The sequence below is a fragment of the Bradyrhizobium sp. 23AC genome (assembly GCF_054863025.1).
In genome coordinates, this window is sequence record NZ_JAVAYN010000035.1 from 1 (window position 1) to 21,400 (window position 21,400).

The following is a 21,400-nucleotide window of genomic DNA, read 5'->3' on the forward strand; positions in this document are numbered from 1 at the left end:
CCGACATGAACTACGCCTGGCCGACCGCCCAGATCGCGGTGATGGGCGCCAAGGGCGCGGTCGAGATCATCTTCCGCTCCGACATCGGCGACCCCGACAAGATCGCCGCGCGCACCAAGGAATACGAAGACCGCTTCCTGTCGCCGTTCATCGCCGCCGAGCGCGGCTACATCGACGACGTCATCATGCCCCACTCGACGCGAAAGCGGATCGCCCGGGCGCTGGCGATGCTGAAGGACAAGAAGGTGGAAGCGCCGGCGAAGAAGCACGACAATTTGCCGTTGTAGGGAACGTAGCCCGGATGAGCGCAGCGACATCCGGGTTTTTGCAGAGGTCCCGCATGTCGCTTTGCGCATGCGGGATACCGCGTCCTGCTGATTTGGCATCCTCGATCCAATGACTGAAGACGATCCGACCGACGAAATCTCCGATATTGAAGATCGCATCGAGCGGCTCGCCGAGATCGCGGAGCGGTGCCGGAAGTACATCCTGGCCTCCAAGATCGCGATCGGGGGCGGGGCGGCGCTGCTGTTGGTGACAATCCTCGGCGTGTTCGGCTTCGGTCAGACCGCAGCGCTCGGATCGATTGCGCTGGTGCTGGGCGGGATCGTGTCGCTCGGCTCGAACGTCTCCACGTTGCGGCAGACGGACGATGCCATTAGCGCAGCGGAGGCGCGCCGTGCGGCGTTGATTGGCAGCATCGACTTGCGCCTCGTCGCCGACGCGCCGCTGAAGCTGGTGTGAGGTGTAGGGCGGATTAGCGACAGCGTAATCCGCCAACGTCCGTATCGCCGGATGCATGTGTTGGCGGATTACGGCTTCGCCTAATCCGCCCTACGAATTACGAGCGCGCTTTATCCGCCGCAGCGAAATGCGCCATCTGGTCGGCGTGGGCCTTGGCGAACGCCGGGCGGGCCGTCGCACGCGCGACGTAGGTGCGGCAGGCAGGACTGTCCGCCAGCCCGTCGAAACCATCGACGACGCGCAGCACGTCCGACATCAGGATGTCGGCGACGGAGAAGGAGCCCGCCAGCCATTCGCGGCCGGCCAGCACCGGCTCGAGATGCTTCAGGCGCAGCTTGAGGAAGTCGTCGACGAATTTCCACGCCGCCGTGTCGATCGGATGTCCCATGAACTTCGACATTCCCCAGGGCAGGCTCGCCATCTCCACCGAATTGAGCGCCGCGAACACCCATTCCGTCGCCTCAGTGCGGCCGCGCGGATCGGTCGGCATCAGCTTCTCGCTGAGCCCGCCGAGATGGAGCAGGATCGCGCCGGTCTCGAAGATCGAGAGGTCGCCGTCGGTCAGCCACGGCACCTGGCCGAAGGGCTGGTGCGCGAAATGTGCGGCGCCGCGGTCGTCGAACGGGGCGCTTGCGACGCGATAGGGCAGCGCGGCCTCTTCGAGCGCCCAGCGCACGCGAAGGTCGCGCACGAATCCTCGCGGCGGTTCGGGAACCCAATTGAAGGTGGTCAGGGTGAGGTCGGCCATTTGCTGTCTCCGTGTCCTGATTCGAAACAAAGGACGAGCGAAGGGCGCCCGTTCCGACACCCGCGCCAACTCTTTTTGTCGGCGGCGGCGTATCCGGCTAGGCTCGCGCCAAACAACCGGAGGAAACCCGATGCCATCAGCTTTCTTCGTCGTCCGCGCCACCGTCTCCGATCCCGCCCAGCGCGCCGTTTTCGACACATGGTACGAGAGGGAACATGTGCCCGACGCGGTGAAGGCATTCGGCGTGAGCAAAGCCTGGCGGTTCTGGAGCCTGGACGATCCCTCGCTGCATCAGGCGATGTATCAGTTTGATGACGAGGCCAAGCTTGCGGCGATGCTGAAGGGCGATGCGCTCAAGCAGCTCGTCGCCGATTTCAACCGCGACTGGCCCGACGTCAAGCGTTCGCGTGAGACGCTGGTGCTGGCGCAGGAGTTTGCGAAGTAGCGAGGTCCATCCAGGCTACGAACTCTCCACTCACTTCATTTCTGAATCTGAACACAGGATTCAGCCTTGGTTCATGTCGTGACCGCGACACTCCCTCTGCATCACTTGCTCGATAGCCTAGAGGACATGTCATGGAGCGCCGGAACTTTTTGAAACTTGCATTGGGAGTGACGGCGGGCGCCGCCGCCTTCGCCGCGACCGCACAGGCCGCGCCGTTGTCGCCGCAGCCGGTCGGCGATCCCGCGCGCATGCCGCAAGGCAACCCCGACGCTCATCCTGCCGTCACCACCAGCGAGGAAGCCGCCAAGCTGACGCCGGAACAGGTTCACTGGCATGGCCGCCACCGAGGCTGGGGTCACCGTCATTGGGGCTGGCGTCGCCGGCGCTGGCACCGCCGCCACTGGTAAGCCGCTGCGAGCCGCGAATTTGGACGGGGATCGCAGCCGCGGTCCCCGTTTCGATTCCAGGCCGCTCAACCCACGGCGGACGAATCGTCGGCCGCAAGCCTGAAAACGAACAAGTCTGAAAACGAAAATGGCCGCGCAGGCTGATCCTGCGCGGCCATCTTGCGATGCAAAGAGATCAGAACGGGCGGCAGCGGCCGGCGTACCAGCGGAAGCCATAGGGGCACACGCGCGCGCGCGGCACGACGACGACGGGCGGAGCGACCACCACAGGGGCGGGGCGCACGACGACCGCGCCGCGCATCGGGCGGCAGCCACCGTAGGCGCCACGATACCAACCCGGGCCGCAACCCTGCGCGGCGCTGGCGGCCTCGCTGAAACCGACAACCGCGCTGGCGAGCATGGCGGCGGCGAACAGGTATTTCATGTGATCTTCCTTCTCGTCCTTGGGGCAAGTCTTTGGGGGAAAGTCTTCGGGGGCAAGTCTTTGGAGGCAGGTCTTTGGAGCAAGTCTTTAGGAGCTTGGCGCTTGCGGCGCACAATGAATCAAAAGACACGATTCGACATGTTAATTTTGCAACATGCCGACACGGCGCGATCCAAACCTGCCAATCATGACCTGAATGCGGCATGAACGTTCGCTCAGCGTGCGGCTTCATGCGACGCGGATGGCGCTGGAGCCCGTCCGATGAATCGGAACGGGCTCCAGGTTCTGGTTTGACGCGTTTTCTTGACGCGAACCGGGTATCCACTTCGCTCGACGACGCTCTAGCGGCCGAGAAAGCCCAGCACCAACTCCTTGTACTTGTCCGGAGCCTCCAGGAAGACGAGGTGGCCGGTGTCCGGAATGACTTCAGCTCGCGCATTTGGCATCTTCGCCGCAAATGCCTTCGCCAGCTCGGCGTTCTGACCCATCTTGGGACGTAGTGCTTCCGGCGCGTTTGGCCGGCCCGGCGCGTTATGGTCGTTGGCGCCCATGATGAACAGCGTAGGTTCGGTGATGAGAGGAATCTCATGCGCGACCGGCTCGCGATAGATCATCTGCCCGGAGCTGACATAGGCGCGCAGCCAGCGCGGGTAGTCGGGGCTGCCCTTGATGTTGAAGCGGGCGTCGATATACGGCGTGATCGCATCAGGGGGCAGCTTGATTGCGTAGTTGGTTTGCAGCTGCTTGCGATAGCCGTCGGCGGTGAGCTTGTCCTCGGTCTCAATGATTGCCTCGGTCGGCGTCGGCGGCACGTAGAGGCGGTAGTCCTCCAGCCCGATCGGCGCGGTCAGCACGAGGTGGGCGACGCGGTCAGGGTAGGCGCGGGCGATGCGCACGCCCAGCATTCCGCCAAGTGAATGGGCGACGATGTCGGCCTTGTTGATCTCTAAGTGATCGAGCAGCGCGATGGTGTTGCGCGCCAGCGTGTCGAAATGCAGTTCGCCCGCAGGCTTGGAGGATTTGCCGAAGCCGATCTGGTCCGGCACCACGACGCGGTAGCCGGCCTCGTTGAGCATCTTGATAACAGGGGCCCAATAGCTCGACGGAAAATTGCGCCCATGCAGCAGCACCACGGTGCGGCCGTTCGGCTGTGCAGGCGCGACGTCCATATAGGCCATGCTGAGCTGCTCGCCGTCGTTGACGAGCGGCAACTGGTGCACGGGGTAGGGATAGGCAAAACCCTCGAGCGCGATGCCGTAGGGCTCTCGTGGGGGCGTGTCTGCAGCGTGGGCGGTGGTGAGCAGGGAAGCAAGGAGAGCGGCGGCGAGGGCGGCCGGGAGGATGCGGAACATGGGGGTCTCTAACGGTCACTGAATGACCGTTCGCATAAGCGCGTGGATGGCCGGGTCAAGCCCGGCCACGACGAGAGTGGGAGTTCACACGCAAATGTGCGACGTCACGCGAATAGCGTGATCAGTCCTTCCCGTCGCCGAACAGCGCAGCAAACTGCTTCTCGCCGGTGCGGGTGAAGTTGACGACGCGGCTGCCGGGCGTGGCATCGCGCGCCGCCCATTTCAGTTCGGCGAAGCGTTGCATCATGGCGGCCCCCAGCGTACCGGCGAGATGATGGCGCCGTTCGCTCCAGTCGAGGCAGGCCTTGCACACCGGCCGTCGCGGATGGGTGAGCATGCCGGGCGAGATCTGCAGATGCTTGGCGAGAAAGCGTTCGCCCTCGGCCGTCAGCTCGATGTCCTGCTTCTTCTGCCTGACCAGATGCCGCTCGCGCAGGGAATCGAGCATCTGCACGCCGAGATCGCCGGCGAGGTGGTCGTAGCAGATCCGCGCGCGCCGCAAGGCCGGATCCTTCGGCCCGGTGCGCACCCGCATGTGGCCGGTGCGCGCGGCAAGGCCTGCGAGGCCCTCGAGCACGCTGGCGACGTCGTCGTCGGTAAGGCGATAGTAGCGGTGGCGGCCCTGCTTCTCCGGCTCGACCAGCCCGCCGGCCTCGAGCTTGGCCAGATGCGAGCTCGCAGTCTGCGGCGTGATGCCGGCCTCCTGCGCCAGCTCGCTCGCCGTGAGCGCGCGGCCGTTCATCAGCGCGGTGAGCATGTTGGCGCGCGCGGGATCGCCGACCAGCGAAGCGACCAGGGCGATGTCGGGTCCAGATTTCATGCTTCGATGGTAGCCGAAGCATTGTGGTCGGGCAAGGGCGTAGCGTGTTGCTGCAAACACGTCGTTGCGAGGAGCCGAAGCCGGTAGGCAAAGGGGCGTAGCGACGTGCCCACCAGTCGTCGTCGCGGACGAAGGACGTGGGCACGCTTCCGCCTTCGCTCTGCGAGCTACGGCGGACAAGTCGCTTTGCCCACCCTACGAGACCTGCGCTCGCAATGACGACGGAAACACAGGAGCCCATCATGTCCGTCACCGTCTTCATCCGCTACCAGATCGACCCGTTCAAGCGCGCGCAGTTCGAGGAATATTCGAAGCGCTGGCTCACCATCATCCCGGAATGCGGCGGCGACCTGATCGGTTATTTCATGCCGCATGAGGGCACCAACAACATCGCCTTTGGGCTGATCAGCTTCGAGAGTCTGGCCGCGTACGAGGCCTATCGCGCGCGGCTGCGGCAGGACGCGGAGGGAATGGCGAATTTCCATTTCGCCGAGGAACACAAATTCATCCTCGCGGAAGAGCGCACCTTCCTGCGCAAGGTGGTATTGTAGGTCCGATAGCAGCAGGAGATGCCCATGATCGCCGTGATCTTCGAGGTCTGGCCGAAGCCGGAACACCGCCAGGACTATTTCGACCTCGCAGCCGATCTGAAGCCGATCCTGCAAACCATCGACGGCTTCATCTCGGTCGAGCGCTTCGAGAGCCTGACCGAGAAGGGCAAGATCCTGTCGGTGTCGTTCTGGCGCGACGAGGCGGCGGTGCAGGCCTGGCGCAACACGATGGAGCACCGCCGCACCCAGGCCAAGGGCCGGGCGCAGATTTTTGCCGATTATCATCTGCGCATCGCCAGCGTGGTCAGAGACTACAGCATGAATGATCGCGAGCAAGCGCCGAAGGACAGCCGCGCCCTGCACGACGCGCACTAGCGCTGCCAGGCGCGCACTGGCGCTGCCAGGTTAGCGCGCCTATGTCTGGCGCGGCCAACAAGGGAGAAGAAACATGCACGTCACGACCGCGGACAAGCGCGCGACCTTCAAGAAGATGCACGAAAGCGGCTGCTTCATCCTGCCCAATCCGGTCGATATCGGCAGTGCCAAGGCGTTGCAGCATCTCGGTTTCAAGGCGATTGCGTCATCAAGCGCGGGCTTTGCCTGGACCATCGGCAAGGCCGATAACTACGTCAGCGTCGAGGACGTCTGTCAGCATCTGGCAGCATTGAGCTCGGCCGTCGACATCCCCGTCAACGCCGATTTCGAGGGCGGCTTTGCGGTCGAGCCTGAGAGGGTCGCGGACAATGTCGAGCGCTGTGTGCGCACCGGCGTTGCCGGCCTGTCGATCGAGGATTCCACCGGCGACAAGGACAGGCCGCTCTACGATCGCGCACTCGCGGTCGAGCGCATCAAGGCCTCGCGCAAGGCGATCGGCGACAGCGGCACGCTGCTGGTCGGCCGCTGCGAAGCCTATCTGTGGGGCGTCACCGACTTGAAGCTCGTCATCGACCGGCTCACCGCTTACGCCGATGCCGGCGCCGACTGCCTCTATGCGCCGGGCCTGAAGACCCGCGAGGACATCTCTGCTGTGGTGAAGGCTGTCGCACCAAGGCCGTTCAACCTCTTGATCGGCGCATCCGGCCTGTCGTTGCAGCAGGCCGAAGATCTCGGCGTGCGCCGGATCAGCGTCGGCGGCTCGCTCGCCCGCGCCGCCTGGGGCGGCTTCATGCGTGCGGCAAAGGAGATGGCGGAGAAGGGGACATTCACCGAGCTCGGCACCGGTTATCCCGGCGGCGAACTCAACAAGATGTTCGGCTAAGACCAAACGACAATCCAGGAAAACGAAGAGCGGCGAGACATGCGTCCCGCCGCTCTCTCATCCTTTCGGTGTCATGCCCCGGCTTGACCGGGGCATCCAGGACGCCGCGGCTGATCGGTTCAATCCGCGCCGCCTCTGGAATACTGGGTCGCCCGGTCAAGCCGGGCGACGACAGCTATCGTGTTACTCTTACTTCGCGCCGTCAGACGGCTTCTGCGTGTCCGGGGCCGGCTTGGTCGGCGCAGCACCCGTGGTCACGCCCGGCTCGGTGTTGTTGCGCGGTGGTGTCACGTCGCGCATGCCGGGAGGCGCGGCCGGATTGGTGGGCTGCGTCTGTGCCGTCTGCGAGGCCGGCGTGTTGCTGGCCTGGTTGCCAGTGGTCGTATTGTTCAGGCCGTAGAACACGGCACCGAGCACCAGTGCAATCGCAACGGCGAACAACGCAACCTTGCCGCTGGAAGCGGGGCCTTCGCCAAGCTCGGGATCGGCCTGAAGGTCGGCATCCCGGCGCGCCGCGCGAAGATACTCATCGTCGGCGAGGTTCGGGCGGTACGGATCGTTGGGAAAACGGTCGTCAGCCATCGATTCAATCTCCTCGTTGATTGCGCCGTGACAACCCGGGGATGCGAGATTCTGTTCCGCCCGTTTTATGCTTTCGTCGGATGTTGCCCTCCCGGCGGGAATCGGGAACCTGTCTGATAGGGAACTGGACGCGGGTTCCATGGCCGCGACGAAGGGAACAAGCTGATGTGGAGCCTGCCGCCGACGGATAGCGTGCTGCACCTGCTTGGACTCATCGCAATCACGGCAGAGGGCATGACGGCGGCACTGGCTGCCGGCCGGCGCAGCATGGACTATGTCGGCGTTTGTCTTCTCGCCTGCGTGACCGCGCTCGGCGGCGGCACGCTGCGCGACCTGTTTCTCGGTCACTATCCGCTGGTGTGGGTGGCGAGCCCAATCTACCTCGCGCTGCCGGGTGGCGCGGCGCTGCTCACGATCCTGATCGCGCGGCTGGTGCATCGGCTGCACCTCGCGTTCATCGTGCTCGATGCCATCGGCCTCGTGGTCTTCACCATGATCGGCTGCAACGTCGGCTGGCAGATGGATGCCTCGCTGCCGATCGTGATCGTGTCGGGCATGGTGACGGGCTGCGCCGGCGGCGTGTTGCGCGACGTGCTCTGCAACGACGTGCCGCTGCTGTTCCGATCCGAACTCTACGCCAGCGTCTCGGTCGTGACGGGACTGTTCTACGCCACCGCCTTCGGCCTCAATCTCAATGCCGAGCTCTGGACCATCCTGACCTTCGTGCTCGGCCTCAGCTTCCGCCTGCTCGCGGTGCGCTACAAATGGGAGATGCCGAAATTCGTGTTTACAGGGGATGAGGAGAGGTGAGCGCTGCGCGCGTGAATGGCGAATAGATCTGGCTATTCGCTACTCCCCATTCGCCCCTACTTCCTGGCCTTCGCGACCTGCGCCGGCGTCACCAGCGGGGCCGCATTGCCCCAGGAGTTGCGGATGTAGTTCGTCACCGCAGCGATCTCCTCATTGGACAGCCTGTCATAGGGCGGCATCTCGCCGGTGTTGGGCGCGCGCGGGGTAGTCGCGGTGTGGGCGCCGTCGAGAATGATGCGCAAGGTCGAGGACGGATTGATCGATTGCAGCAGCGCATTGCCCGGCAGGGGTGGATAGATGCGCGGCGCACCCGAGCCGTCGGCTTCATGGCAGGCGATGCAGAGCTTTGCGTAGACCGCCTGGCCCGCCTTCATCTCGGCATCATCAGGCGGCGTCACGATCGCCTCACGCCGCGCCGGCGGCAGGCCTTTCAGGTACACCGCGATCGCACGCACATCGGCATCGCTCATCTTCGAGGTCGAGTTGACGACCACTTCCGCCATCGGCCCGCCGGCATGGCTCCTGGCGTTGCGTGCACTCTGCAGATATTCGGCGATGTCCGCCTCACTCCACGACTTCAGGCCCGTGCGGGAGGCGCCGTCGAGCCTTGGCGCGTACCAGCCCCCGACCTCGTTGCCCGAGAGCGCCTGCGCCTGCTTGTCCGCGCCAAAATAGTTCTTCGGTGTGTGGCAGGCGCCGCAATGACCGAGCCCGGTGACGAGATAGCCGCCTCTGTTCCAGGCCGCGCTCTGGCTCTGGTCCGGCTCGTACAGGCCGGGCTTGAAATACATCGCGTTCCAGACCCGCATCAGGCCGCGATAGCCGAACGGCCAGCGCAGCTCCGGCGGCTTGTTGCGGCTGACGACGGGCGCAAGCGTTCCGAGATAGGCGCGGATCGCCAGCGTGTCGTCCTTCGTCATCTTCGTGAAGTAGGGATAGGGGAACGCCGGATAGTAGTTCGAGCCGTCGGGCGCGACGCCGGTGCGCAATGCGCGGGTGAAATCGGCATCCAGCCAGGCGCCGATCCCGGTGTCGCGGTCCGGGGTCAGGTTCGGCGCATAGACCGCGCCGAATGGCGTGTCGATGCGCTTGCCGCCCGCGAACGGTTTTGCCGGATCGGCGGTGTGGCAGCCCGCGCAGTCGCCGGCCTCGACCAGCGTCTTGCCGTAGGCGATCAGCTCCGGCGACGGCTCGGCGGCGCGGGCTGCGCTTGCAACCGCACTGCACAACGCCAAGCCGACAAGAGCCGAGCCAGCCAGAATCGTCCGCATCGAAAGTCTCTCCTGCGACCAATCGCCCGCATCCGGCACGACAGGGGCATCAGTTCATTTCGCCACAGTGGGGGTATGGTGACACAAATTGAAAATGCCCAGCGTGTTTCAGGCCACGAAATTGCGATTTTTACCCAGGCCTCCCTTTGGTCCAGATTTGTGATGCGGATCCTGAAATATCCGACATAGAGTGGCGAAATTGGTCGGCGCGCCCTAGCTAAAAACAACGGGAAGGCAACGGCTTACGTCAGCAAGACCTGAACAGGGCGATAAAGAGGACAGCATGGGAATCAACCAGGGTCCGATCAGTCTCGATCAAAAATACACCCAGGAAACCGGACACGTCTTCACCACGGGCATCCAGGCCCTGGTCCGCCTGCCCATGGCCCAGATCCGGCGCGACCGGGCGGCGGGGCTCAATACCGCCGGCTTCATCTCCGGTTATCGCGGCTCGCCGCTCGGCGGCTACGACCAGCAGCTCTTTGCCGCCCGCAAGCATCTCGAACAGTACAACATCAAGTTCCAGCCCGGCGTGAATGAGGATCTGGCGGCCACCGCCGTTTGGGGCTCGCAGCAGCTTAACCTCTCGCCCGGCGCGAAATATGACGGGGTGGTCGGCATCTGGTACGGCAAGGGCCCCGGCGTCGATCGCTGCGGCGACGTGTTCCGCCATGGCAATGCCGCGGGCTCCGCCAAGAACGGCGGCGTGCTGTGCCTTGCCGGCGACGACCATGGCGCAAAATCCTCGACCGTCCCGCATCAATCCGACCACGCCTTCATGTCGGCGCTGATGCCGTATCTCTATCCCTCGAGCATCCACGAGATGATCGAGATGGGCCTGCTCGGCATCGCGATGTCACGCTATTCCGGTTGCTGGGTCGGCATGAAGGTGATCACGGAGACGGTGGAGACCACCGCCGAGATCGATCTCACCGACGAGATGAAGCCGTTCATCATCCCGACCGATTTCGAGATGCCGCAAGGCGGACTCAATCTGCGCTGGCCCGACGACCGCTTCGAGCAGGACCGGCGCCTGCAGGACTACAAGGGCTTTGCCGCCATCGCCTTTGCGCGCGCCAACAAGGTCAACCGCATCACCATGGATTCGCCGAACGCCCGTTTCGGCATTATGGCGTCAGGCAAAAGCTATGAGGACGTCCGTCAGGCGCTGCGCGAGCTCGGCGTCACCGAAGAGGTCGCTGCCAAGATCGGCCTTCGCCTCTACAAGATCGGCATGCCCTGGCCGCTGGAGCCGGAAGGCGTGCATCAATTCGCCATCGGCCTGGAGGAGATTTTCATCGTCGAGGAGCGCCGCGAGATCGTCGAGAATCAGGTCAAGCAGGTGTTGTTCAACTGGCGCGACGACGTGCGCCCGCGCATCGTCGGCAAGATGGACGAGCACGACAAGCGCTTCCTGACCTTCGCCGCCGAGCTCAGCGTCGCCTCGCTTGCGACCTCGCTTACCGAGCGACTTCTCAAGCTCGATCTCAACCCTGAGATTGCTTCGATGCTCCGCGCCAAGGCCGACTGGTTCAACGGCCGTCAGGCGAGCCAGATGCAGGCGGTCGCACCTGTCTCCCGCACCCCGTATTTCTGCTCCGGCTGTCCCCACAACACCTCGACCAAAGTCCCCGAAGGCAGCCGCGCGCTCGCCGGCATCGGCTGCCACTTCATGGCGCTGTGGATGGACCGCTCGACCGAGACCTTTACGCATATGGGCGGCGAGGGCGTGCCGTGGGTCGGCATCGCACCCTTCACCAACGAGAACCACATCTTCGCCAATCTCGGCGACGGCACCTATTTCCACTCGGGCCTTCTCGCCATTCGCCAGGCGGTGGCGTCCAAGACCAACATCACCTACAAGATCCTCTACAACGACGCGGTGGCCATGACCGGCGGCCAGCGCCATGACGGCGATCTCTCGCCGCAGCAGATCACCCATCAGCTCCACGCCGAAGGCATCCGCGAGATCTATCTTGTCTCGGAGGCGCCCGATGCCTATCCGGCCAGCACCATCGCGCCGGGCGTAAAGCTCTATCATCGCGACGAGCTGCAAAACGTCATGAAGATGTGCCGGGAACACAAGGGCACATCGGCGATCGTGTTCGTTCAAACCTGCGCCGCCGAAAAGCGCCGCCGCCGCAAGCGCGGCCTGATGGAAGATCCGGCGCGCCGCGTCATGATCAATCCGGCCGTCTGCGAAGGCTGCGGCGATTGCTCGGTGCAGTCGAACTGCATCTCGGTCGAGCCGCTGGAGACGGAGTTCGGCCGCAAGCGCGCCATCAACCAGTCCTCCTGCAACAAGGACTATTCGTGCCTGAAGGGCTTTTGCCCATCCTTCGTCACCGTGGACGGCGGCAAGCCGCGCCACCGTGCGCCGGCTGAGCTTGCCGATATCGGCGCGCTGCCCGAGCCGGCCTCGCGCCCGACGCTCGACAAGCCCTATAACATCGCGGTCGGCGGCGTCGGCGGCACCGGCGTTCTCACCATCGGCGCGCTGCTCGGCATGGCCGCCCATATCGAGGGCAAGGCCTCGATGATCCTCGACATGTCGGGCCTTGCACAGAAGGGCGGGGCGGTGCTCAGCCATGTCCGCCTGTCGGATCACCCCGCGGAAGTGACCTGCTCGCGCATCGTCACCGGCACGGCCGATCTCGTGCTCGCCGCCGACGAGGTGGTCGCGGTCGCCAAGGACACGATCTCGCTCTGCGATTCCACCCGGACCCGCGGCATCATCAACAGCCACGTCATTCCCACCGCCGATTTCGTCCTCAACCGCGACTTCAACTTCCAGACCCGCAAGCTGAATGGGCTCCTGGAAACCGCGCTGCACAAGGACTCGGTCTTCTTCGATTTCACCAAGCCGGCTGAGCAACTGCTCGGCGACAGCATCGCCACCAATATGATGATGATGGGCTACGCCTATCAGAAGGGTCTGTTCCCGCTGTCCGCGGAATCGATCGAGCAGGCGATCGAAGTCAACGGCGTCTCGATCAAGATGAACAAGGAAGCCTTCCGCCTCGGCCGCCTCGCGGTCGCCGATCCCGCACGTCTTGCCGACATGCTGAAGGGCACGGACCAGGTCGCAGCGCCCAAGACGCTGGAGGCCATGACGCTCGATGAAGTCATCGAGCACCGCGCCAAGCACCTCACGGCCTATCAGAACAACCGTCTCGCCAAGCGTTATCGCAAGCTGATCGACCAGGTGCGCGACGCCGCGGTGAAGGGCGGTTATGGCGATGCGCTGCCGCGCGCGGTCGCGGTGAACTACGCCAAGCTCTTGGCCTACAAGGACGAATACGAAGTCGCGCGCCTCTACAGCGACGGCGCCTTCGCCCAGCAGCTCCGCGACCAGTTCGAGGGCGACTTCAAGTTCAACTTCAACCTTGCGCCGCCGATCCTCGGCGGCGGCCTCGACGCGCTGGGACGCCCGAAGAAGCGCGCCTTCGGCCCCTGGATGCTGAACGTATTCGGCGTGCTGGCGAAACTCAAATTCCTGCGTGGAACGCCGCTCGACATCTTCGGCCGCAGCGCCGATCGCAAGCTCGAGCGTGATTTGATCGCCGGCTACGAGAAGGATGTCGCCACCGTGCTCGGCCTGTTGTCGCCGGTGACGATCGACACCGCGGTGGAACTGCTGTCGCTGCCCGACCGCATCCGCGGCTACGGTCCGGTGAAGGAGAAGGCGGTCGCGGACGCCAAGGCCCGCTACGCCCAACTCGCTGCGGACTTGGCAAATCCGCCGCCGGCGCCGCGGCAGATCGCGGCGGAGTAGGGCGATCTCGTAGGGCGGATTAGCGAAGCGTAATCCGCCACATCCGTGGCCGTGGGGATCAATACGGCGGATTACGCCTTCGGCTAATCCGCCCTACGGCAACGGACTAAATTCATCCGTTTGACAAGAGTTGTGGCGTCGCGATATCAGCAACTTGCGATAGTGAGGCGCGCCGGGCGATGCGGCCGTGCGCTATGCGGGGCGATGATCGATGTCATTGCGCAGAGTGTTGATTCTGTTTTTGGCCGTCGGTGTGTTGGCGGCGTTGGGGATGTTCTGGAATCAGCATGCCATCGAACGCGTGATGCGCGATGGCTATGGCACCACCGGAAAGATCATTTCGGCCAAAGCCGTCTCGCCGCGGTTTCCGTTCGTGTTTGACGGCGGCTGGCCGCGCTATATCGACGAAAATCTGTCGATCGGATTGCAGTGGACCGGCAGGGATGGCGTCCAGCGCGAGCGCACGGGCATTGCGGTCAGTGCTGCCTATGCGGCGCGGATCATGGTTGGCAATCAGCTCAAGCTCCTGACGATTCCCATTCAGGCTGTTGACGACGATTCATCGCTTCCGGTCATTGTCGAAGATCTCGACGACCATCTGAGCCATATCCGGTCCACGTCCAGGTTCATGGCGGCGGGAGCGGGCGTTTGCGCCGTGCTCCTGATGCTCGTGGTCGGATGGCAGACATGGTCGGCGCGTCGAGGCGGGCCGGGGAGCGCGACGATCGCCGCCGGAGCAAGGCGTCCCTTTCCCTACATCCTCGGGACCCTGACTGCTGTGATGCTTCCCTTCGGCGGCTATATGCTGGTGAACTCCTACATTGAGCAAAGCACGTTGAATGAGATCCTCGCCCATGGCGATGAAGCCAACGGCGATGTGACCCGCGCCTACGGTGAGGTGAACAAGGCCGGTGACGCTCCGAGCTATCTCGTGACGCTGGCGTGGACCGACAAGAGCGGACGACAGCAGACCTACGGGCCGACCCATATCAGCCCCGCCTTCTGGCGGCAGATCACGCGCAACGGCGTCCAGACCGTCAGGCAGACCAGGATCCGCTATCTCACGGGCAGACCCGATGCGCGGCCTCTGATCGTCGACGACGCGGCCGAGCGCCAATACCAGGACAGTTTTGGCGTGAAGGGAGGCGCTGTTTTTCTTGTCCTCGGCCTGATAATGGCCGGGCTGACCGCGTTCCGCTATCGCGCGCGCCCGAGCACCGTCTCGTAGCGAAGAGTCTGTCACCCCTCGTATCGGACGAGCGAGCAATGTTCACAGCCCTTGATGCGCCTCCCGATCGGCTCGATAAGCACGAGCAGAATTTCGTGGAGAAAGTCCGCAATCACGGCTGGTTCGGCACGCATGTGATGTCCGATGGCGAAGGACCGGGCTTCGCCTATACGACCGGCTTCTGGCTGAAGTTCAGGTTTCCAGAGATGATCGTGTTTTCAATGCGGCAACAGACCGCCCAGGACACGTTCTGGACGATCTACCACGAGCTCGACGCAGGACGGCGACCGCTGGTCGGGGAGCCCACGGATGCGCTGTTTGAGAATGTCGCCGCCGTGCTCCTTCCGGTGTCGTTGCAGCACTACCGCTCGTATCTCGGATGGAGCAGATGGTTCTACGGCAATGATGAGTTCGAATGCCTGCAAGTCGCGTACCCCGATCGCGACGGGCATTTTCCCTGGGCTGCGGAGGCATCCGCTGAAGCCCGTGCCGCACAGCCCGACCTGACGGAAGGCAATTGGTCAGGATTACGCGAGGTCCCGTAGGGTGGGCAAAGGCGCGAAGCGCCGTGCCCACGGCCTCGCCATGATTGCGCAAAAGACGTGGGCACGCTTCGCTTTGCCCACCCTACGATACCACCCCTTGTGTTACCGCCGGGCGAAACATCCAAGAGACGAGTCAATCCCCCGCGGAAAAACATTCCACTTTACCGAAATTCGGAATTGTCGTATCGGTCGACCACCTCATCCCAGTCAGAGGGGCGTATCGCGATCGTCACGAAACGCGGGGTGAGTGGCGGTGGACGCGGGCTGCGTCGCGCGGGCGATTGTCTCGTGCACGACGGGCGCGGTCTCGCGTACGGCAAAATCGTGTGGTCCTGACGCCCGGGGTCTGTGCGTCAAGTCTTGCGCTTCGCTCGCAAGGCGACGGGGGCAATAGTGCATCGCTCCCCGGGGAGAGCGCGACATAAGCCGTAAAGCCACTGCGCAGGGAAGGCCGGATGTTTGGCTTCACCTGTATGCCGCTGTGCATCTGTTCTTCGCGCAATTCGCGCACAGCGGACCGTGGGTGTCCAGCCGGCACCCGGTCTTCCCTGCGCCCTCTGTTCAAGGAGGGGGCGAGACGGAAGCAAAGCTCGGGCGAGATGGGCCGCGAGGATGCGGGGGTGTGTCTGCAGGACAAGGTCTCGTGCCCCGGACGCTGCGCAGCACGAAGTGATGCGCTGCTGAGCCGGGGCCCATCTCGCAACGAAAACGCGGCCGCATGGGTCCCGGCTCTGCGCAGCAACGCTGAGGCGTTGCAGCGCGTCCGGGACACCAGAATATGCCCCACTTGCGCCGACCCGCCGCCCTCTCGCGGGGCGGAATATTTCCGCGCTTGCCAACAGGGCCACCGCGGTTCAGAAAAAAGAGCCAAGAAGAAACGCCAGCGGAGACCTGAAGTTTGACCATCAAGGGCAAGGCCTACATTGCCGGGATCTACGAACACCCGACCCGGCATGCGCCGGACAAATCCACCGCCCAGCTCCATGCCGAGGTCGCCAAGGGCGCGATCGAGGATGCCGGGATCAGCAAGGACGACGTCGACGGCTATTTCTGCGCGGGCGATGCGCCCGGCGGCGCTTGGCCGATGGTCGACTATCTCGGCCTGAACACCAAGAAGCTCCGCCACGTCGACTCCACCGAGACCGGCGGCTGTTCCTACATCATCCATCTCGGCCACGCGGCTGAAGCGATCGCGGCGGGCAAGTGCTCGATCGCGCTGATCACGCTCGCCGGTAAGCCGCGCACCGGTGTGATGCCGCCGAGGGCGGCCGGCGCCGAGGCCGATTTCGAGTCCGCTTATGGCGCGACCACGCACAATGCCTATGGCATGTGTGCCATGCGCCACATGCACGACTATGGCACCACCAGCGAACAGCTCGCCTGGATCAAGGTCGCAGCCTCGCATCACGCGCAATACAATCCGCATGCGATGCTCAAGGACGTCGTCACCGTCGAGGACGTCCTGAACTCGCCGATGATCTCCGATCCTTTGCACCGCATGGATTGCTGCGTCGTCTCCGACGGCGGCGGCGCGCTGATCGTGACGACGCCCGAGATCGCCAAGAGCCTGAAGAAGCCGCTGGTCAAGCTGATCGGGCATGGCGAGGCGATGAAGGGCCCGCGCGGCGGCAAGGATCTCGATCTCACGTACTCCGCCGGCATCTGGTCCGGCCCGCGTGCGTTCGAGGAAGCCGGCATCACGCCGAAGGACATCAAGTATGCTTCGATCTACGACAGCTTCACCATCACGGTGCTGATGCAGCTCGAGGACCTCGGCTTCTGCAAGAAAGGCGAGGGCGGCAAGTTCGTCGCCGACGGCAATCTGATCTCGGGCGTCGGCAAGCTGCCGTTCAACACCGACGGCGGCGGCCTCTGCAGCAACCATCCCGTCAACCGCGGCGGCATGACCAAGATCATCGAGGCCGTCAGGCAGCTGCGCGGCGAGGCGCATCCGAAGGTTCAGGTCAAGAACTGCGATCTCGCCATTGCCCACGGCACCGGCGGCCTCTTGGGTGTTCGCCACGCCGCCTCGACGGCCATTCTGGAGCGCGTGTGATGGTAGATGCAAAGAAATATCCGGCTCCGGTGACGAACCCCGAGACCGCGGCGTTCTGGGATGCGGCCAAGCAGGGCAAGTTCATGATCAAGCGCTGCACCGCCTGCGGCGAAGCGCATTACTTCCCGCGCTCGATCTGCCCGTTCTGCTATTCGGACAAGACGGTGTGGGAGGAAGCCTCGGGCGAGGGAACGATCTACACCTGGAGCCTGATGCGAAAGTCGCCGACCGGTCCTTACGCGATCGGCTACGTCACGCTGAAGGAGGGGCCGTCGGTGCAGACCAACTTCGTCGACTGCGATCTCGAGAAGCTGAAGATCGGCCAGAAGGTGAAAGTGGTGTTCAAGCCGACCGACGGCGCACCGCTGCCGTTTTTCACACCGGCCTAGGGCGGTCCTCATCCTGAGGAGCTTGCGAAGCAAGCGTCTCGAAGGATGGCTACAACAAAAAGCGTTTCGGGCATCCTCATGGTTCGAGACGGCGCAAGAGCGCCTCCTCACCATGAGGATGAGAACCAGAGGAAACCATAAAAATGTCCGCCAGATACGACGAACTCAAAGGCCTCAAAAACCTCGGCCAGAAATACGCCTACACCGATCGCGAGGTGATGCTCTACGCCTATGGCATCGGGCTCGGCGCCGATCCGATGGACGAGCAGGAGCTCGCTTTCGTCAACGAGGGTACGCTGACGCCGCGGCCGCTCAAGGTGGTGCCGACGTTTGCGTCCGTCGCCGCGTGGGGCGCGGGTCCCGGCGAGATGAACCTCAACCGCGTGATGGTGGTCGACGGCGAGCGCGACATCACCTTCCACCAGCCGCTGCCGGTCGCCGCGCACATCACGGCCGACTCTTCCGTCGTCGAGGTCTACGACAAGGGCAAGGATAAGGGCGTCGTCATCGCTCACCAGACCGTGCTGAAGAACGAGAAGGGCGAGAAGCTTGCGACCCTCGTCGCCTCGCGCTTCGCTCGCGGCGATGGCGGTTTCGGCGGGCCGAGCCTGACCCAGCCCGATCCGCACAAGATTCCTTCGCGCGCGCCCGACAAGACCATCGACATCGTCACGCGTCCCGACCAGGCGCTGGTTTATCGACTCTGCGGCGACCGCAATCCGCTGCACTCTGATCCCGAGTTCGCCAAGAAGGCCGGCTTCCCGCGTCCGATCCTGCACGGCATGTGCACCTACGGCATCACCTGCCGCGGCGTGCTTCAGACCTACGCCGATTACGACGCGAGCGCGTTCCGCCAGCACGTCGCGCGGTTCTCCTCGCCGGTCTATCCCGGCGAGACCGTGACGATGGACCTCTGGAAGGACGGCAACACGATCTCGTTCGAAGCCAAGGTGAAGTCGCGCGGGGTTACGGTGATCAAGAACGGCAAGACGGTGCTGGGTTAGGCCGGTCTCGTGCCCCGGACGCTGCGCAGCGCGCCTTTGCGGTGCGCTGCAAAGCCGGGGCCCAGAGCCGTAGCAAAGAACTGGGTCCCGGCTCTGCGACGCAGCGTTTCACGCTGCATCGCGTCCGGGACACGATAAAAACAAAACAGGGAGAAGCCACCATGGGACTACTCGACGGCAAGGTCGCGCTGATCACCGGTGCGGGCGGGGGGCTCGGTGAGGCCTACGCAAGACTGTTTGCGCGGGAAGGGGCCTCGGTGGTCGTCAACGACCTCGGCGGTCCCCGTGACGGCTCCGGTGCCGACAAGTCGATGGCGCAGCTCGTGGTGGACGCGATCAAGGCCGAGGGAGGCAAGGCGATCGCCAACGGCGCCGACATCTCCACCATGGAGGGCGGCCAGTCGGTGTTCGACGACGCCATCAAGCACTTTGGCCGCGCCGATATCCTGGTCAACAATGCCGGCATCTTGCGCGACCAGACCTTTCACAAGGCTTCCGAGTCCGACTGGGACAAGGTCATCAAGGTGCATCTGAAGGGCACCTTTTGTTGCACCATGCCGGTGTTTCGCTGGATGCGGGAAAACGGCGGCGGCGTCATCGTCAACACCGCCTCGACCTCAGGTCTGATCGGCAATTTCGGCCAGACCAATTACGGTGCGGCCAAGGGCGGCATCTGGGGCCTGTCCAACGTGCTGGCGATCGAGGGCCGCAAGTACAACATCCGGATCTGGACGCTCGCCCCGGGCGCCCTGACCCGCATGACCGCAGACCTGCCCCGCTATAAGGAGAACCCGGGGGCGGCGCTGGGGCCGGACGGCATCGCGCCGGCCGTGCTATACATGGTCAGCGATTTGTCGGGCGACCAGACCGGCAAGGTGCTGGGCGTGTCCGGGCCCCGCGGCGTTCGCGAGATGCGGATGATGGAGATGGAAGGCTGGAAACCGCCGCACACGGGCTGGAAGGCCCAGGACATCGCCGATCATGCCAAGGAGATCTTCTTCTCCGAGGAGCAGATCAAGATGGGGGCGCGGCGGTTTTAGCCACACTGTCATTCCGGGGCGCGACGAAGTCGCGAGCCCGGAATCCATAACCACCAGCAGTGGTTATGGATTCCGGGCCTGTCCCTTCCGGCCATCCCGGAATGACGAACAGAGAGAGAGAGAGAGAGAGACGAGGAACTAAATGAAACTCACCGCCGACGCCAAGGGCACTTTCGCAATCGCGCCGACGCCGTTCCACGACGACGGCCGGATCGACGAGCGCTCGATCGACCGCCTGACCGATTTCTACGAGGAGGTCGGCTGCGACGGCGTCACGGTGCTGGGCATCCTCGGTGAGGCCCCCAAGCTCGACGCCGCCGAGGCCGAGCAGGTGGCGGTGCGCTTCGTCAAGCGCGCCAAGAAGATGCAGGTGATCGTCGGCGTCTCCGCGCCGGGCTTTGCCACCATGCGCTCGCTGGCCAAGGCTTCGATGGATGCCGGCGCGGCCGGCGTGATGATCGCGCCGCCGCCGTCGCTGCGCACCGACGACCAGATCGTCGGCTATTTCAAGCAGGCGGCCGAGGCGATCGGGCCGGATGTGCCCTGGGTGCTGCAGGACTATCCGCTGACTCTGTCGGTGGTGTTCACCCCCGCCGTGATCCGCAAGATCGTCATGGACAATCCGAACTGCGTGATGCTCAAGCACGAGGATTGGCCGGGCCTGGAGAAGATCACGACGCTTCGCGGCTTCCAGAAGGACGGCTCGCTCCGTCCGCTCTCGATTCTGTGCGGCAATGGCGGCACGTTCCTGGACTTCGAGATGGAGCGCGGCGCCGACGGCGCCATGACCGGCTACGCCTTCCCGGAGCTCCTGATCGACGTCGTCAACCTCTCCAAGGCCGGCAAGCGCGATGCCGCGCATGACCTGTTCGACGCGCATCTGCCGCTGATCCGCTACGAGCAGCAGCCCGGCGTCGGCCTGACGATCCGCAAATACGTGCTGCAGAAGCGCGGCATCATCGCCTCCAGCGCCCAGCGCAAGCCCGGCGCGACCATCACGGCGACGGCGAAGGCGGAGGTCGAGTACCTGCTGTCGCGCGTTGCCCGTGTCGATAAGCGCGCCAATCTCGGCCCGCAATCCAGCGCCGCAGGTTAGTTGGATGGCCGAGACATCAGCATCACGCCCGGCGTCGACGATCCTTCTGCTCCGTGATGGCGCCAAGGCCGACGGCAAGAGCCGCGGCGAGATCGAAGTCTTCATGATGGTCCGCCATCATCAGATCGAGTTCAACTCGGGCGCGCTGGTGTTTCCCGGCGGCAGCGTCGATGCCGGCGACAACGAGATCGTTGCGCGCGCCGACCTGTATTCGGGCGGTGAAGGCCTCAGCGAGGCGGATCGCGGTTTTCGCATCGCTGCGATCCGCGAGACCTTTGAGGAGAGCGGCATCCTGCTGGCGCGGTCGAAGGGGACGGGCGCGCCTGTCGATGCCAGGCGTGCCGGCGAGATCGCCGACAAGCACCGCGTCGCGCTCAACGAGCATAAGGTCAGCTTCCTGAGCATCCTGGTCGACAACAACCTTCAGCTCGCGCTCGAGACGCTGGTGCCTTACGCGCACTGGATCACGCCGGAGGGCATGCCCAAGCGCTTCGATACCTGGTTTTTCCTCGCCGCCGCACCGCCCGACCAGCTCGGCGCCCATGACGGAAGGGAGTCGACCGATTCGATCTGGGTCTCGCCGCGCGAGGCGGTGGAGGGCGGCGAGAGTGGCCGCTTCAAGCTGCCGTTTCCGACCACGCGCAATCTGATCCGGCTGGCGAAGCAGGGCAGCGTGAAAGACGCGCTCGACCATGCCAAGGGCATGTCGATCGTCACGGTGATGCCCGTCATGACCAAGACCGAAACCGGCCGCCAGCTGCGCATCCCCCGCGAAGCCGGCTATGACGGCGAGGTGTTCGAGGTCGGGGCGGTGGGCTGATACACTTCGACACGTAACGAACTATCTGCGACTGC

23 protein-coding genes are annotated in these 21,400 nt (G+C 64.2%); 17 read left to right on the forward strand and 6 right to left on the reverse strand.

All coding sequences use genetic code 11. The features are described from left to right. Positions 1-287: carboxyl transferase domain-containing protein (locus RAD10_RS39850; RefSeq protein ID WP_461621752.1), on the forward strand; the 287-nt coding region annotated here is incomplete at its 5' end. A gap of 109 nt (positions 288-396) precedes the next feature. Continuing rightward, on the forward strand, positions 397-744 hold the full coding sequence (locus RAD10_RS39855; protein WP_461621753.1) for a hypothetical protein: 348 nt from the start codon (positions 397-399) through the stop codon (positions 742-744). A gap of 97 nt (positions 745-841) precedes the next feature. Here RAD10_RS39855 and RAD10_RS39860 read toward each other — a convergent pair whose 3' ends face one another. Further along, positions 842-1,492, reverse strand: coding sequence for a glutathione S-transferase family protein (locus tag RAD10_RS39860; RefSeq protein WP_461621754.1), 651 nt, complete (start codon positions 1,490-1,492; stop codon positions 842-844). Between the two features lie 130 nt (positions 1,493-1,622). Between RAD10_RS39860 and RAD10_RS39865 the strand changes: the two genes are divergently transcribed. Together RAD10_RS39865 and RAD10_RS39870 are read left to right on the forward strand one after the other, a co-directional pair. Continuing rightward, complete coding sequence (locus RAD10_RS39865; protein WP_461621755.1) at positions 1,623-1,937, forward strand: hypothetical protein; 315 nt, start codon at positions 1,623-1,625, stop codon at positions 1,935-1,937. 131 nt (positions 1,938-2,068) lie between these two features. Next, complete coding sequence (locus RAD10_RS39870) at positions 2,069-2,344, forward strand: twin-arginine translocation signal domain-containing protein (RefSeq protein ID WP_104461113.1); 276 nt, start codon at positions 2,069-2,071, stop codon at positions 2,342-2,344. A gap of 175 nt (positions 2,345-2,519) precedes the next feature. Here RAD10_RS39870 and RAD10_RS39875 read toward each other — a convergent pair whose 3' ends face one another. The 3 genes from RAD10_RS39875 to RAD10_RS39885 form a co-directional block, all read right to left on the reverse strand. Then, positions 2,520-2,768 carry a GCG_CRPN prefix-to-repeats domain-containing protein gene (locus RAD10_RS39875; RefSeq protein ID WP_026202719.1) on the reverse strand — a complete coding sequence of 83 codons (249 nt, stop codon included), beginning with the start codon at positions 2,766-2,768 and terminating at the stop codon, positions 2,520-2,522. A 341-nt stretch (positions 2,769-3,109) separates the two neighbouring features. Continuing rightward, on the reverse strand, positions 3,110-4,120 hold the full coding sequence (locus tag RAD10_RS39880) for an alpha/beta fold hydrolase (RefSeq protein WP_461621756.1): 1,011 nt from the start codon (positions 4,118-4,120) through the stop codon (positions 3,110-3,112). Between the two features lie 121 nt (positions 4,121-4,241). Then, the gene (locus tag RAD10_RS39885) at positions 4,242-4,940 is read right to left on the reverse strand and encodes an ArsR/SmtB family transcription factor (protein ID WP_461621757.1); all 699 of its coding nucleotides are present in this window, start codon (positions 4,938-4,940) and stop codon (positions 4,242-4,244) included. Positions 4,941-5,182: 242 nt separating this feature from the next. Between RAD10_RS39885 and RAD10_RS39890 the strand changes: the two genes are divergently transcribed. The 3 genes from RAD10_RS39890 to RAD10_RS39900 all read left to right on the forward strand — a co-directional run bounded on the left by RAD10_RS39890 (position 5,183) and on the right by RAD10_RS39900 (position 6,749). Next, positions 5,183-5,491, forward strand: coding sequence for an NIPSNAP family protein (locus RAD10_RS39890; RefSeq protein ID WP_461621758.1), 309 nt, complete (start codon positions 5,183-5,185; stop codon positions 5,489-5,491). Between the two features lie 24 nt (positions 5,492-5,515). Then, complete coding sequence (locus tag RAD10_RS39895) at positions 5,516-5,866, forward strand: antibiotic biosynthesis monooxygenase family protein (RefSeq protein ID WP_461621759.1); 351 nt, start codon at positions 5,516-5,518, stop codon at positions 5,864-5,866. A gap of 73 nt (positions 5,867-5,939) precedes the next feature. Continuing rightward, complete coding sequence (locus RAD10_RS39900; RefSeq protein ID WP_461621760.1) at positions 5,940-6,749, forward strand: isocitrate lyase/PEP mutase family protein; 810 nt, start codon at positions 5,940-5,942, stop codon at positions 6,747-6,749. Positions 6,750-6,938: 189 nt separating this feature from the next. Here RAD10_RS39900 and RAD10_RS39905 read toward each other — a convergent pair whose 3' ends face one another. Beyond that, on the reverse strand, positions 6,939-7,331 hold the full coding sequence (locus tag RAD10_RS39905) for a hypothetical protein (RefSeq protein WP_461621761.1): 393 nt from the start codon (positions 7,329-7,331) through the stop codon (positions 6,939-6,941). Positions 7,332-7,496: 165 nt separating this feature from the next. Between RAD10_RS39905 and RAD10_RS39910 the strand changes: the two genes are divergently transcribed. After that, complete coding sequence (locus RAD10_RS39910; RefSeq protein WP_461621762.1) at positions 7,497-8,141, forward strand: trimeric intracellular cation channel family protein; 645 nt, start codon at positions 7,497-7,499, stop codon at positions 8,139-8,141. Between the two features lie 56 nt (positions 8,142-8,197). Here RAD10_RS39910 and RAD10_RS39915 read toward each other — a convergent pair whose 3' ends face one another. Continuing rightward, positions 8,198-9,412: a cytochrome c gene (locus RAD10_RS39915; protein ID WP_461621763.1), complete on the reverse strand. Its 1,215-nt coding sequence runs from the start codon at positions 9,410-9,412 to the stop codon at positions 8,198-8,200. 283 nt (positions 9,413-9,695) lie between these two features. Between RAD10_RS39915 and RAD10_RS39920 the strand changes: the two genes are divergently transcribed. The 9 genes from RAD10_RS39920 to RAD10_RS39960 all read left to right on the forward strand — a co-directional run bounded on the left by RAD10_RS39920 (position 9,696) and on the right by RAD10_RS39960 (position 21,365). Next, positions 9,696-13,187 (forward strand): indolepyruvate ferredoxin oxidoreductase family protein, encoded by a 3,492-nt coding sequence (locus tag RAD10_RS39920; protein ID WP_461621764.1) that lies wholly within the window; start codon positions 9,696-9,698, stop codon positions 13,185-13,187. A 226-nt stretch (positions 13,188-13,413) separates the two neighbouring features. Further along, a complete protein-coding gene (locus RAD10_RS39925) occupies positions 13,414-14,415 on the forward strand; it encodes a hypothetical protein (protein ID WP_461621765.1) in 1,002 nt (333 codons plus the stop codon). 38 nt (positions 14,416-14,453) lie between these two features. After that, positions 14,454-14,960, forward strand: coding sequence for a DUF4262 domain-containing protein (locus RAD10_RS39930; protein ID WP_461621766.1), 507 nt, complete (start codon positions 14,454-14,456; stop codon positions 14,958-14,960). An 898-nt stretch (positions 14,961-15,858) separates the two neighbouring features. Next, a complete protein-coding gene (locus RAD10_RS39935; protein WP_039147548.1) occupies positions 15,859-17,016 on the forward strand; it encodes a thiolase domain-containing protein in 1,158 nt (385 codons plus the stop codon). Further along, entirely contained in the window at positions 17,016-17,405 is a 390-nt protein-coding gene (locus tag RAD10_RS39940) for a Zn-ribbon domain-containing OB-fold protein (protein ID WP_014494555.1), read from the forward strand. Before RAD10_RS39935 ends, RAD10_RS39940 begins: the two co-directional genes overlap by 1 nt. 143 nt (positions 17,406-17,548) lie before the next feature. After that, positions 17,549-18,409, forward strand: coding sequence for a MaoC family dehydratase (locus RAD10_RS39945; RefSeq protein ID WP_461621767.1), 861 nt, complete (start codon positions 17,549-17,551; stop codon positions 18,407-18,409). A 161-nt stretch (positions 18,410-18,570) separates the two neighbouring features. Beyond that, positions 18,571-19,449 (forward strand): SDR family oxidoreductase, encoded by an 879-nt coding sequence (locus tag RAD10_RS39950; protein ID WP_461621768.1) that lies wholly within the window; start codon positions 18,571-18,573, stop codon positions 19,447-19,449. 142 nt (positions 19,450-19,591) lie between these two features. Then, entirely contained in the window at positions 19,592-20,545 is a 954-nt protein-coding gene (locus RAD10_RS39955) for a dihydrodipicolinate synthase family protein (RefSeq protein ID WP_018322313.1), read from the forward strand. Positions 20,546-20,549: 4 nt separating this feature from the next. Further along, on the forward strand, positions 20,550-21,365 hold the full coding sequence (locus RAD10_RS39960; protein ID WP_461621769.1) for an NUDIX hydrolase: 816 nt from the start codon (positions 20,550-20,552) through the stop codon (positions 21,363-21,365). Positions 21,366-21,400 lie beyond the last annotated feature (35 nt).